Here is a 12,305-nt window from a genome sequence, read left to right as displayed (position 1 = left end):
CGCGCTGCTCGCCCGGGTGGCGCCGCGCCGCCCCGCGGGCGCCCGGCCGGCCGGGGTGCCCGCACCGCGCGGCGCCGAGCCCGCTGCCGTGCCGGTCCCCGTGCCCGCCGCGGTCTCCCTGCTGGAGCAGGCCCTGGGCGCGACCCCGGACGGGGTGTCGATCGTCGACGTGCGGCTGCCCGACCAGCCGCTCGTGTACGTCAACGCCGCCTTCGAGCGGTTGGCCGGCCTGCCCCGGGAACAGTTGGTGGGCCGCAACTGCCGGTTCCTGCAGGGGCCGGACACCGATCCGGCGGCGGTGGCCGCGGTCCGCCGCGCGGTCGCATCCGGTCGGGAGTGCCGGGTCACGATGCTCAACCACCGGGGCCCCGAGCGGACGCCGTGGTGGAACGAGCTGCACCTGACCCCGGTCCGGGGCGAGGACGGCGAGGTGGCCCAGTACATCGGCGTGCAGGTCGACGTCACCGCCCGGGTGGCCGCCGAGCGGGCGCTGGCCCGGGAGCGGGACCGGGCCACCGCGTACCGCGCCCGCATCGAGGAGCTGGCCGGCACCGATCCGGTGACCGGCCTGCCGGACCGCCGCCGGCTGGCCGAGGAGGTGGAGACGGCGATCTGGAGCGCCCGGGCCGGCGACGACGCCCTCGCCCTGCTCCTGGTCGACGTCGACGGCGTCATCGCCGCCAACGGCCTGTGGGGCCACGACACCGGCGAGGACCTGCTGTGCGCCGTCGCCGACCGGGTGCGCGCCGTCCTGCGCCGCCGCGACCTGGTCGCGCGGCTCGGCGGCCACGAGTTCGTCGTCGTGCTGCGCGACCTCGCACCGGGGACCGCGGGCGAGGAGGCCCGCCGGATCGCCGGGGAGCTGCTGAGCGCCGTGCACCGGCCGGTGCGTCTGGGCGGCACCGAGGTCCCGGCCGGGGTCCGGATCGGGGTCAGCGTCTTCCCCGAGGACGGCGGGGACTTCCCGGAGCTGCTCCGGGAGGCGGCGCTGCGCCGCTTCGAGCGCCCGGCGACCACCGCGGTGGAGGCCTGAGCCCGGCCGGCTACTGGGCGAGCTGGGTGACGTAGAGGCAGATCGCCGCGGCAGCGGCGAGGTTGAGGCTCTCGGCGCGGCCGCGCATCGGGATCCGCACCCGCACGTCGGCCCGTCCGGCCAGCTCGGCGGGGACGCCGCGGGCCTCGTTGCCGAACAGCCACAGGACCGGCCCGGCCAGCCGGCCGTCGGCGGCCACGTCGTCGAGGGCGGCCTCGCCGCCGCCGTCCGCGGCCAGCACGGTCACCCCCGCCGCCTGCAGCCGCGGCAGCAGGTCCGGGAGCGGCGTCCCGCGGACGACGTCGACGTGGAACAGGCTGCCCGCGCTGGCCCGCACCGCCTTGCCGCCGTAGGGGTCGGCCGAGCCGGCGCCGAAGACCACCGCGCCGGCACCGCAGGCGTCGGCGGTGCGCAGCACCGTCCCGGCGTTGCCCGGGTCGGCGAGCTCGGCGAGGGCGACCGCCAGCCGCGGCGGCGCCTGGACCAGCGACTGCGCCGGCACGTCGCGCAGCGCGCAGACCGCGACCAGCCCCTGCGGCGTCACGGTCTCCGACAGCGAGGCGGCGGCCCGCTCGGTGACCGGCCGCACCGGCACGGCGGGCGCGGCGGCCAGCAGGTCGGCGTGCGCCGCGGCGGCCGCGTCGGTGGCGAAGACCTCGCGGACGCCGGCCGGGTCGGCCAGCGCCTCGGCGACGGCCTGCCGGCCCTCGGCGAGGAACAGCCCCGCGGCGTCCCGCCCCGACCGCCGGGTCAGCTTGCGCGCGGCGACGACCCGCGCGGAGCGCTCGGTGAGCGGTTCGCTCATCGCCGTCCCTCCCCTGCGCCGAGATCGGCGACCTCGGACGGATGGCGGCCCGGACCCGTGCGAGACCGCCGAGCTCGGCGGGCGGCGGGCGCCCGGGCACACGCCGACGCCGCCGGCGCCGGTCCACGCGGGACCGGCACCGGCGGCGTCAGTGAGTTGCTGGAACGGCCCTCCTGCAGGAACCCGCCGCGAGCACGCGAGGGGCGGGCAGGAGGGTCCTCGATCAGGCGGCCTGGCCGCCGGCCGGCGCGGCGGCGACCGCGGCGCGCGCGGTCTCCACCAGGGCGGCGAAGGCGGCGGGCTCGTTGACGGCCAGCTCGGCCAGCACGCGCCGGTCGAGCTCGATGCCGGCGAGCTTGAGGCCCTGCATGAACCGGTTGTAGGTCATGTCGTTCAGGCGCGCCGCGGCGTTGATGCGGGTGATCCACAGCTTGCGGAAGTCACCCTTGCGCACCTTGCGGTCGCGGTACTGGTAGGTCGCCGAGTGGAGGATCTGCTCCTTGGCCTTGCGGTACAGCCGGGACCGCTGGCCCCGGTAGCCACTGGCGGCCTCGAGGGTCGTCCGGCGCTTCTTCTGGGCGTTGACCGCCCGCTTCACGCGTGCCACGTGAGTGCTCCTGTCTTCTCGTTAGGGGGGCGCTCAGAGGCCCAGGAGCTTCTTGAGGCTCTTGGTGTCGGCCGGCGAGATCACCTGGTCGTTGTCCAGCCGGCGCTTGCGGCGCGAGGACTTGTGCTCGAACTTGTGCTGGTTGTTCGCCTGCTCGCGCATGAGCTTCCCGGTGCCCGTCACGCGGATGCGCTTGACGGTGCCCTTGTGGGTCTTCTGCTTCGGCATGTCCTCGGTCCTCGTTCGTGTGTGTCGGCGCCGCGCGGCAGCTGTCAGCAGCCGCGACGGCGCCGGCCGTCTCGGTGGTGCGGTCCTGCGGCGCTCAGGCCGTCGGGGTCTGCCCCTCGGCGGCCTTGTCGGCCTTCGCCTGCCGGCGGGCGCCGTCGGTCGCCGCCTGGTTCCGGTGCGGGGCGATCACCATGACCATGTTGCGGCCGTCCTGCTTCGGGTTGGACTCCACGACGCCCAGCTCGGCGACGTCGGCGGCCAGCCGCTGCAGCAGCCGGTAGCCCATCTCCGGCCGGGACTGCTCGCGGCCGCGGAACATCACGGTGATCTTGACCTTGTCGCCGCTCTTGAGGAAGCGCTCGACGTGGCCCTTCTTGGTCTCGTAGTCGTGCGGGTCGATCTTCAGGCGCAGCCGCATCTCCTTGATGACGGTGAGCGCCTGGTTCCGCCGGGCCTCGCGGGCCTTCTGGGCGGACTCGTACTTGAACTTCCCGTAGTCCATGAGCTTCGCGACCGGCGGCCGGGCCATGGGCGCGACCTCGACGAGATCCAGCTCCGAGTCCTGGGCCAGGCGCAGCGCCTCGCCGATGGACACGATGCCGACCTGCTCGCCCTCGGGGCCGACCAGGCGGACCTCGGGGACGCGGATACGGTGACCGGGCTAGGGCCGTTGATGCGGGGCTCAGTGATGGCCCCCCCTCTGCTGTCGCACGGGAGGAGTCGCCCCCGACCGGATGCCGGAGAAGACGAAGGCCCCGCGAGCATCTGCTCGCGGGGCCCACTCTCCGGGGTGCACGAGCCGTGGGGCTCGCGCGCGCCGCAGCCGACCGGCGGGAAGCCGGTCCGCCGCGATCCGGGGACCTGGACGCCTCGACGGCACCAGGTGGGAGCGGGCTCCTCTTGGTCAGCGGCCCGGGGCGGGGCCGCTGGGTGGTTCGCGCGCCTCGGTGTAGCGGGGAGGCGCGCCCATGCTACAGCGCCGCAGGCGTCCGGGTCATTCCCGGGGTGCCCGGGTCACTCGTCGTAGAGCAGCGGAGGGCGGGCGGGCTCCTGCGCCCGCGCGGCGGCGTGCAGCGCCCGCAGGCCCTCGACGGCGGCCACGGCCCGCTCCCCGTCGACGGCTTGGATCGCCAGGACGGCGAACTCGTCGTCGTTGGTGAGCAGCAGCGTCGCCCACCGGAAGCGCTGGTCGAAGCGGACGGCGCGCACCGACGACCAGGCCACCGTGCGCTCCCCCAGCAGGTTGCGGACGCGCACCCCCGAGGCGTCGCCGTCCACCCGCGGCCGGCCGAGGGCCAGCAACCCCGCCCCGAGCACCAGGCCGAGCCCGACGACCGCCACCTGGTCGGCGGTCGTGTAGTTGACGACGCCGGTGTCCTGGGTGTGCAGGGTCAGCCCCACGTAGGTGAGGACGGCGACCGCGACGGCGGCCGCGGCAGCGCAGAGCAGCCGCCAGCGACGCGGGACGGCGGTGACGGCGGGCGGGTCGGTCGGGGACACGGGGGCATCGTCCCAGGCGCGGCTGGCAGAGTCGCCGGCCGTGGACGTCACCGCCCTCGCCGCGCGGGTGCGGACCGCCGTCCCCCGGCTGGGCGACACCCGGCTGGTCTGCGTCGACGGCCCGGCCGGATCGGGCAAGACCACGCTGGCCGGGTCCCTGGGCGCCGCGCTGGGCGGCGCTCCGGTCGTGCACATGGACGACCTCTACGCCGGCTGGACGCTCACCGGTGCCTACGCCCGACTGGCCGCCGGCGTGCTGCGGCCGCTGTCGGAGGGCCGACCCGGCGCCCACCACCGCTACGACTGGGCGGCGGGCACGTTCGCGCCGGCCGCGGTGCCGGTGCCGGCCGGCGGCGTGCTGATCGTCGAGGGGTGCGGCAGCTGCCCGCGCGCGGCCGATCCGTGGACGGTGCTGCGGATCTGGGTGGAGGCACCGCGCGAGCTGCGGCTGGCCCGGGGCCTGGCCCGGGACGGCGCCGGGATGGAGCCGGAGTGGCGGCGGTGGCAGGTCGCCGAGGCCGCCGCCTTCGCCGCCGAGGGGACCCGGGCACGGGCCGACGTCCGCATCGACGGCACCGTGCCGCCGTCCGGGCGCGGATAAACTGGGAGAGCGCTGCCTCCCGTCCAAGACCGGCGGAGTGCGCAGGCACTGCCGAGCGGGGTTCCCGTGCACCAGGACCGCCATCCGGACCTCCCCCTGACCGACGAGCTGTCGGCCGTCTTCGCGCGCATGTCGGGCCTGCTGCTCTCCGAGGAGACCGTGGCGACCGCGCTGGGACTGGTCAGTTCCCTCGCCCTCGACACCGTGCCGGGGGCGGTGGGCGCCGGGGTCTCCCTCGTCGACGAGCACGACCGGCGCAGCACCGGCTCGACCGACGCGCGCGTCGAACGCGCCGACGCGCTGCAGTACGACCTGGACGAGGGCCCGTGCCTGGCCGCGGCGCTCGGCCGGCACCTGGTCCGCGTCGACGACCTGGCCACCGACCGGCGCTGGCCCCGCTGGGGGAACGCGGTGGCGGACCTGGGCCTGCGCGCCGCGATGAGTGCTCCGCTGGTCGCCGGCGACGCCTCCCTGGGTGCGCTCAAGGTCTACGCGGAGCGTCCCGGCACCTTCGACGCCGACAGCGAGCGACGGCTGTCGATGTTCTCGGCACAGGCGGCGATCCTCGTGGCCAACGTGCAGACCCACGACCGGGCCCACCGGCTCAGCGTCGGCCTGCGGGAGGCGATCGCCACGCGCGACCTGGTCAGCATGGCCAAGGGTGTCCTCATGGCGCGTCACGGGGTGACCGAGGACGTCGCCTTCGGCATGCTGCTGAGCCACTCGGGCGAGCAAGCCGGGACGACGCCGGACGTCGCCCGCGCGGTGGTCGACTCCGCGGTTCGCCGGCGCCGGTGATGGACACACCCGACCCGGCCTCACCGCCCGGGGAGCACGACCGCGCCGTGTGGGCGGCGTTCGAGGCCGCCGACCTCACCCCCGAGCAGCTCTGGACCCGGTACTTCGCCCTGGGCGGCACCGCCGACCTGCTCGAGCTGGAGGCGCACCTGGAGGGGCTGCTCCGGCTGCCCGACGGCGAGCGGACCGTGCTCGCCCACGCCCTCAACGAGCGGCTCGACGAGCTGGTCGCCGAGCGACGCCTCCCGTACAGCTCCCCGGTCCGCGGGCGCCGGCCGGCCAGTGGCCCGTTCGCGGCCCTCCTGCACCTGCTGGAGGCGGCGCACACCGCACCGCCGGACCGGCTGCCCGGGCTGGTGGTCGAGGCCGGGCACGCGATGGAGGTGGAGGTCACCGTCCACGTCGCCGACCACGAGCAGTGCCGGTTGTGGCCGCTGCTGCCACCCGGCACGCCGGCCGGGGAGTCCATCGCGATCGACGGCACCCTGCCCGGACGGGTCTTCCAGACGGTGCGCGCGCTGCCGTCCGAGGCGCACGGCCTGCCCCGGTTGTGGCTGCCGGTCCTCGACGGCGCGGAGCGGATCGGCGTCCTCGAGGTGCGCGTGGACACGGTCGCGGAGCTGTACGACCCGGTGCTGCGGGAGGAGTGCCGGTGGCTGGCCGCGATGGTGGGGCACCTGGTCGCGGGCATGGGCCGGTACGGCGACGCGCTGGAGCGGGCGCGGCGGACCCGGCCACGCACGCCCTCGGCGGAGCTGCTCTGGCAGCAGCTGCCCCCGCTCACCGCCGCCAGCGACGCCTTCGTCCTCGCGGGCCTCCTGGAGCCCGCGTACGAGGTCGGCGGGGACGCCTTCGACTACTCGATCTCCGAGGACGTCGTCTCCCTGGCGGTCTTCGACGCCATGGGCCACGGACTGTCCGCGGGGCTGCTGGCCGCGGCGGCGCTGGCCGCGTACCGCAGTGCCCGCCGCGACCGGCGCGGCGTCTTCGACCAGGCCCTGGCCATCGACGAGGTGGTGGCCGCGACCTTCCCGGGCAGCGCGTTCGTCACCGGCGTGCTGGCGGAGCTCGACGTCGCCAGCGGCCGGCTGCGCTACGTCAACGCCGGTCACCCGCCGCCGCTGCTGCTGCGCGCCGGGAGGGTGGTCAAGCGCCTGTCCGGCGGGCGCCGGGTCCCCTTCGGCCTGGGCACCGGCCTGCTCACCGTCGCCGAGGAGACGCTGCAGCGCGGGGACTGGCTGGCCCTGCACACCGACGGCGTCACCGAGGCCCGGGACGCCGACGGCGCCTGGTTCGGGGAGGCGCGGCTGGAGGGGCTGCTCACCCGCGAGGTGGCCGCCGCCCACCCTCCGCCGGAGACGGCGCGACGCCTGGTCCACGCCGTCCTGGACCACCAGCACGGGCTGCTGCAGGACGACGCGAGCATCCTGCTGGCCTGCTGGGTGCCGGCCCCGCCGGAGTGAGCGGCGGGCGCGCCGTCGCCCGGGGGCCGACATCCGCCCGCAACGCGGACACCGCACCATGGGGGCGCCCGGCCACACCGACGAGGAGACCCCGTGCCCGAGACCGTCCCCGAGGCCGCCGGCGACCCGTCGCCGCTGGCCGGCTACACCGTCGCGGTCACCGCCGCCCGCCGGCGCGAGGAGCTGGGCGCGCTGCTGGAGCGCCGCGGCGCGCGGGTGGTCTACGCGCCGGCCATCCGCATCGTGCCGCTGTCCGACGACGCCGAGCTGGTGGCCGCCACCCGCGCGGTCCTCGCCGCCCCGGTGGACCTCGTCGTGGCCACGACCGGCGTGGGGTTCCGGGGCTGGCTGGAGGCGGCCGACGCCTGGGACCTGCCCCTGGTCGACCACCTGCGCTCCAGCCGGGTGCTGGCCCGCGGACCCAAGGCGCGCGGCGCCATCCGCGGCGGCGGGCTGGTCGACGCCTGGTCCCCGGCGTCGGAGTCCTCGGCCGAGGTGCTCGAGCACCTGCTGTCGGGCGCGGAGGGCCCGCTGGCCGGGCGGCGGATCGCCGTCCAGCTGCACGGCGACCCGCTCCCGGAGTTCGTGGACGCGCTGCGCAGCGCCGGCGCGGACGTGCTCCCCGTGCCGGTCTACCGCTGGGTGCTGCCGGAGGACGTCGGCCCCGTGCGACGCCTGGTGGGGACCGTCGTCGCCGGCGGGGTGGACGCGGTGACCTTCACCAGCGCGCCGGCCGCGGCCAGCCTGCTGACGGTGGCCGCGGAGCTGGGGCAGTCCGACGCGCTGGTGGCGGCGCTGCGCGGGGGCGTCCTCCCGGTGGCCGTGGGGCCGGTGACCGCGGCACCGCTCGTCGCGGCCGGGATCGCGCCGGTGCAGCCGGAGCGCTCGCGGCTGGGGGCGCTGGCCCGCGAGGTCGTCGCCCGGCTGCCCGAGCGCGATCCGGTGCTGGAGGTGGGCGCGCACGCGGTGCAGGTGCGCGGCTGGGGCGTGCTCGTCGACGGCCGGCTGGTGGAGCTGCCACCGGGGCCGATGGCCGTGCTGCGCGCGCTGGCCGCCCGGCCGGGGACCGTGCTGTCGCGCCCCGAGCTGGTGCGGGTGCTGCCCGGCGGCGGGGACGGGCACGCGGTGGAGATGGCGGTCACCCGGCTCCGAGCGGCGCTGGGCGCGCCGCTGGTGGAGACCGTCGTCAAGCGCGGCTACCGGCTCCGCGTCTGAGCCGAGTGCCGTCGCGCAGGGACCCTGCGCGGCGGCACTCCACTCAGCGCAGGTCGAGCCGCATGAGGACGCGGGGGAAGCCGTTGAGCACCGAGTCGGTGCCGGCGACCATGCCGAACCCGGCCCGCTCGAACAACGCCCGCGTGCCGACGTAGGCCATGGTGAGGTCGACCGTGCGGCCCTGGTTGTCGACCGGGTAGCCCTCGACCGCCGGCGCGCCGTGCGCCCGGGCGAAGGCGACGGCGCCGTCGACCAGGGAGTGGCTGATGCCCCTCCCCCGGTGCCCGGGGCGCACCCGGATGCACCACAGCGACCACACGTCGAGGTCGTCGACCCGCGGGATCCTGCGGTTGCGCGCGAAGGTCGTGTCGGCGCGCGGGTGCACCGCCGCCCACCCGACCACCTCGCCGCCGTCGTAGGCGAGCACCCCCGGCGGCGGGTCCTCGGCCACCAGCTGCCGGACCCGCTCGCCGCGCTCGGGACCGCGCAGCGCCTGGTTCTCCCTCGACGGGATCCGGTAGCTCAGGCACCAGCACACGTTCGCGTCGGGCCGCTTGGGGCCGACCATCGTCGCCACGTCCTCGAAGTCGCTCGCCGGCCGCACCTCGATCGCCATGCGCCGATCGTGGCAGCGGCGGCCGCGTCCGGCTCACACGCCGGCCATGGCGGCGCGCGGCCGCAGGTAGACGACCCAGGTCACCGCCAGGCAGGCGAGGTACGTGGCGATGAAGACCAGGTAGGCCGCGTCGCCGGTGCCGGTGGTGAGGAACGACTGGCGGAACGCGAGGTTGACCAGCACCCCGCCGAAGGCGCCGACCGCGCCGGCGATGCCGATGAGCGCGCCCGACATCCGCAGGGCGTGCCGGTCGGCCCAGTCGGCGTCGGCCCCGGCGGCCACCCGGTCCCGGGCCTGGCTGCGGGAGATCGCCGGGATCATCTTGTAGGTCGAGCCGTTGCCGATCCCGCTGAGCACGAACAGCGCCACGAAGCCGACGACGAACAGCGGCAGTGACCCCACCTGGCTCGCCGTCCACACGACCGCGGCGCCCAGGGCCATGGCGGCGAAGGTCCAGAACGTGATGCGGGCGCCGCCGAAGCGGTCGGCCAGCGAGCCGCCGAGCGGCCGGATCAGGGACCCCAGCAGCGGCCCCAGCCAGGTCAGGGAGGCGGCGGCCAGCGGCGTGGCGAAGTCCGCGCCGAACTGGTTCTGCAGCACCTGGCCGAAGGCGAACCCGAAGCCGATGAACGAGCCGAAGGTGCCGATGTAGAGGAAGGACATGATCCAGGTGTGCGGCTCGCGGGCCGCCTCCCGCATGGCCCGGGGCTGGTTGCGCGCCGTCGTCAGGTTGTCCATGAGCAGCGCCGCGCCGACCGCCGCCACGACGATCAGCGGGATGTAGAGGGCCAGCACCAGCCGCGGGTGCTCGGCGCCGGCGGTGGCCAGCACGAGCAGGCCGACGAGCTGGACGACGGGGACCCCGAGGTTGCCGCCCCCGGCGTTGAGGCCCAGCGCCCAGCCCTTGAGCCGATTGGGGTAGAACGCGTTGATGTTGGCCATCGAGCTGGCGAAGTTGCCGCCGCCGACGCCGGCCAGGCAGCTGACGACCAGCAGGGTGGAGTAGGAGACCCCCGGCTCGAGGACGACCGCCGTGGCGATCGCGGGCACCAGCAGCAGGGAGGCGCTGACGATGGTCCAGTTCCGGCCGCCGAAGGTGGCGACGGCGAAGGTGTAGGGCAGCCGGACGACGGCGCCCAGCGCCGTGGGCAGCGTGGTGAGCAGGAACTTCCCGGCCGGGTCGATGCCGTAGACCGACTCCGGCAGGAACAGCACGAGCACCGACCACAGGCTCCAGATCGAGAAGCCGACGTGCTCGGAGAAGACGGAGAAGAACAGGTTGCGGCGGGCGACCGTCCTGCCGGTGGACGCCCAGAAGACGGGGTCCTCCGGGCGCCAGTCGTCGATCCAGCGCCCGGCGGCGCGGGGCGGGGCGACGGGCGACGCGGTCGCCGGGGCGGAGGACGGCGTGGTGGGGGCGGGGGCGGCCATGACCCCGACGGTGGCGGGCCGGCGTTCCCCGGCCGTTGCTGCCGGGATGAACCCGTGTTCCGTTGTGCTCACCGTCGCTGACCCGCTGTGGTGAGGGCCGCCGTCCCGCGGGTGCACGGCCCGCGCCGCACCGGGGAGGATGCCCGCGTGACCGCCACCGAGGACTCCCCCGCCACCGGCCGTGCGCTGCTCGAGTCGGGCGCGGTGGTCGCCGGGTCGATGAGCCGGGCGGCGGCCACGGTGGTCTTCCCGGGGTCCGGGGCGGCGCCGGCGGTGCGCCTGGACGACCGGCTGGCCGGGGTGCTGCGCGCCGCCGCCGAGGAGTCGGCCGCGGTGCCGGTGCCCCGGGAGCGGGCCCGCGCCGGCGCCGTCCTCGCCTTCGCCGTCGAGCACAGCGCGTCGCTGTCCCGGAGTGGCCGCCGGGTGCGCGACGACGACTTCTTCACGCCCCGGCCCGGCGGCCGGTCCCCGGCCGGCGAGGTGACCGAGGCCGTCGTGGCGTCCGCCCGGTCGTCGGTCGAGGAGCGGCGGGTGCGGCACCTGGGCTACCTGCTGGCCGAGGTGGCGGCCGCACCCGACCTCGACGCCGCGCTGGTGGACCGCGCGCTGCGGCTCGCGGCCGACCTGTCGTGGCGGCAGCTGACGCTGCTGGCCGGCGTCGGCCGCCGGGACCGGCTGCCGCTGCCCATGACGCCCCTGCCCGACGAGCCGCGCGCCTGGTCGGCGTGGGGAGCCCGCGAGGACGTCGCCGACCTGCAGCGCGCCGGCCTGGTCGACCCACCCCCGGCCCAGCCGCGGCCCGGCGGCGCGGCGCTGCCCCGGCTGCGCCCGGCCGACCTGCGGCTGACCCGCCGCGGCGTGCTCGTGCACCGCCTGCTGGCCCTGGGCTTCGTCCGGGACGACGAGGTCGCCGCCGCGCTCGCCGAGCTCACGTCCTAGACCGGCCGGCGGACGCCGGGACCCCTGGGCCGGGACCGGCGGGAGTGCCAGCATGTCCTGCGTGCCCGGCTCCCCGGCCGCCCGGCTGTCCCGGCTGGTGGACGGCTACCTGGTCACCCAGCTGCTGTACGTCGCCGTCGCCATCGGCGTGCCGGAGGCGCTCGCCCGGGGACCCCGGACCGCGGCCGACCTCGCCGCCGAGCTCGACGTCGTCCCCGGCGTGCTGCACCGCGTGCTCCGCGGCCTGGCCGCCGAGCAGGTGCTCGACGAGCGGGACGACGGCCGGTTCGCCCTCACCGACACCGGCGAGCTGCTCCGTGCCGGCGTCCCCGGCTCCCTGCGCGGCGCGGTGACCGCGCGCGGCGAGGTCTACTACGACGCGGCCGCCGGGCTGCTCCAGGCCGTCCGCGAGGGCGGCACGCCCCTCGAGCTCGTGCACGGCCGGCCGTTCTTCGAGCACCTCTCGGCGGTCCCGGAGCGGCTGGCCACCTTCCGCGCGTCGATGGCCGACCGGTCCGCGCGCGAGGCCGGTGCGGTGGTGGCGGCCTACGACACGGCCCGGTTCGCCTCGATCGTGGACGTCGGCGGCGGCAGCGGCACGCTGCTGCGCGCGGTCCGCGAGCGGGCACCCGGTGCGGACGTCGTCCTGTTCGACCTGCCCGGCGTCGTGGCCGGCAGCGACCTGCCCGCGGTCGGCGGCGACTTCTTCACGCAGGTGCCCGGCGGCGCGGACGCCTACCTGCTGTCCCGGGTGCTGCACGACTGGGACGACGACGACGCGCTGCGGATCCTGCGGACCTGCCGGGCAGCGCTGCGGCCGGACTCCGTGCTGCTCGTCGTCGAGGCCGTCGTCCCTCCCCGGGCGGCCGACGACCCCGACGCGGTGCGGATGGACCTGCACATGCTCGTCCTGCTGCACGGCCGCGAGCGCTCCGTCGCCGAGTACGCCGCCCTCCTCGAGCGGGCCGGCCTGCGGCTCACCGCCGACGTCCCGACCGGCGCCGGCGTGCACGTGCTGGAGGCGCGCCCGGGCTGACGCGCGGCCGCCCTCGCCGCGGGCCGGCCTCGG

The 12,305-nt window shown here is 76.7% G+C and carries 14 protein-coding genes; 7 read left to right on the top strand and 7 right to left on the bottom strand.

Features of this window, described 5'->3' with window-relative positions:
- The coding region (locus PGN05_RS22560; protein WP_419754822.1) for a diguanylate cyclase domain-containing protein at positions 1-1,033 on the top strand (1,033 nt) is incomplete at its 5' end.
- Positions 1,034-1,043: 10 nt separating this feature from the next.
- On the opposite strand, the gene PGN05_RS22555 is transcribed toward PGN05_RS22560, so the two are convergent.
- The 5 genes from PGN05_RS22555 to PGN05_RS22535 all read right to left on the bottom strand — a co-directional run bounded on the left by PGN05_RS22555 (position 1,044) and on the right by PGN05_RS22535 (position 4,173).
- On the bottom strand, positions 1,044-1,838 hold the full coding sequence (locus PGN05_RS22555) for a TrmH family RNA methyltransferase (RefSeq protein ID WP_419754821.1): 795 nt from the start codon (positions 1,836-1,838) through the stop codon (positions 1,044-1,046).
- 223 nt (positions 1,839-2,061) lie between these two features.
- Positions 2,062-2,445, bottom strand: a complete 384-nt coding sequence (gene rplT / locus PGN05_RS22550; RefSeq protein ID WP_419754820.1) for a 50S ribosomal protein L20 — start codon at positions 2,443-2,445, stop codon at positions 2,062-2,064.
- Between the two features lie 33 nt (positions 2,446-2,478).
- On the bottom strand, positions 2,479-2,673 hold the full coding sequence (gene rpmI / locus PGN05_RS22545) for a 50S ribosomal protein L35 (RefSeq protein WP_419754819.1): 195 nt from the start codon (positions 2,671-2,673) through the stop codon (positions 2,479-2,481).
- A gap of 94 nt (positions 2,674-2,767) precedes the next feature.
- Complete coding sequence (infC, locus tag PGN05_RS22540) at positions 2,768-3,268, bottom strand: translation initiation factor IF-3 (protein ID WP_419754818.1); 501 nt, start codon at positions 3,266-3,268, stop codon at positions 2,768-2,770.
- 419 nt (positions 3,269-3,687) lie between these two features.
- Positions 3,688-4,173, bottom strand: a complete 486-nt coding sequence (locus PGN05_RS22535; protein WP_419754817.1) for a PH domain-containing protein — start codon at positions 4,171-4,173, stop codon at positions 3,688-3,690.
- A gap of 40 nt (positions 4,174-4,213) precedes the next feature.
- Here PGN05_RS22535 and PGN05_RS22530 point away from each other — a divergent pair, with 40 nt between their 5' ends.
- The 4 genes from PGN05_RS22530 (at position 4,214) to PGN05_RS22515 (ending at position 8,250) form a co-directional block, all read left to right on the top strand.
- A complete protein-coding gene (locus tag PGN05_RS22530; RefSeq protein WP_419754816.1) occupies positions 4,214-4,774 on the top strand; it encodes a uridine kinase family protein in 561 nt (186 codons plus the stop codon).
- 66 nt (positions 4,775-4,840) lie between these two features.
- Positions 4,841-5,572, top strand: a complete 732-nt coding sequence (locus PGN05_RS22525; RefSeq protein ID WP_419754815.1) for a GAF domain-containing protein — start codon at positions 4,841-4,843, stop codon at positions 5,570-5,572.
- Positions 5,572-7,035, top strand: a complete 1,464-nt coding sequence (locus PGN05_RS22520) for a PP2C family protein-serine/threonine phosphatase (RefSeq protein WP_419754814.1) — start codon at positions 5,572-5,574, stop codon at positions 7,033-7,035. The genes PGN05_RS22525 and PGN05_RS22520 overlap by 1 nt, the downstream gene beginning before the upstream one ends.
- A 93-nt stretch (positions 7,036-7,128) precedes the next feature.
- Entirely contained in the window at positions 7,129-8,250 is a 1,122-nt protein-coding gene (locus PGN05_RS22515; RefSeq protein WP_419754813.1) for a uroporphyrinogen-III synthase, read from the top strand.
- A 43-nt stretch (positions 8,251-8,293) separates the two neighbouring features.
- On the opposite strand, the gene PGN05_RS22510 is transcribed toward PGN05_RS22515, so the two are convergent.
- Both PGN05_RS22510 and PGN05_RS22505 read right to left on the bottom strand, forming a co-directional pair.
- A complete protein-coding gene (locus PGN05_RS22510) occupies positions 8,294-8,866 on the bottom strand; it encodes a GNAT family N-acetyltransferase (RefSeq protein ID WP_419754812.1) in 573 nt (190 codons plus the stop codon).
- 33 nt (positions 8,867-8,899) lie between these two features.
- Complete coding sequence (locus PGN05_RS22505; protein ID WP_419754811.1) at positions 8,900-10,297, bottom strand: nitrate/nitrite transporter; 1,398 nt, start codon at positions 10,295-10,297, stop codon at positions 8,900-8,902.
- Between the two features lie 147 nt (positions 10,298-10,444).
- Here PGN05_RS22505 and PGN05_RS22500 point away from each other — a divergent pair, with 147 nt between their 5' ends.
- Both PGN05_RS22500 and PGN05_RS22495 read left to right on the top strand, forming a co-directional pair.
- Positions 10,445-11,236 carry a hypothetical protein gene (locus PGN05_RS22500; RefSeq protein WP_419754810.1) on the top strand — a complete coding sequence of 264 codons (792 nt, stop codon included), beginning with the start codon at positions 10,445-10,447 and terminating at the stop codon, positions 11,234-11,236.
- Positions 11,237-11,297: 61 nt separating this feature from the next.
- Positions 11,298-12,272, top strand: a complete 975-nt coding sequence (locus tag PGN05_RS22495) for a methyltransferase (RefSeq protein WP_419754809.1) — start codon at positions 11,298-11,300, stop codon at positions 12,270-12,272.
- The last annotated feature ends 33 nt before the right edge of the window (positions 12,273-12,305 follow it).

Origin of the sequence: Geodermatophilus sp. CPCC 206100, assembly GCF_048569675.1 — a bacterium.
GTDB lineage: Bacteria > Actinomycetota > Actinomycetes > Mycobacteriales > Geodermatophilaceae > Geodermatophilus.
This window is presented reverse-complemented; position numbering and strand designations above follow the sequence as displayed.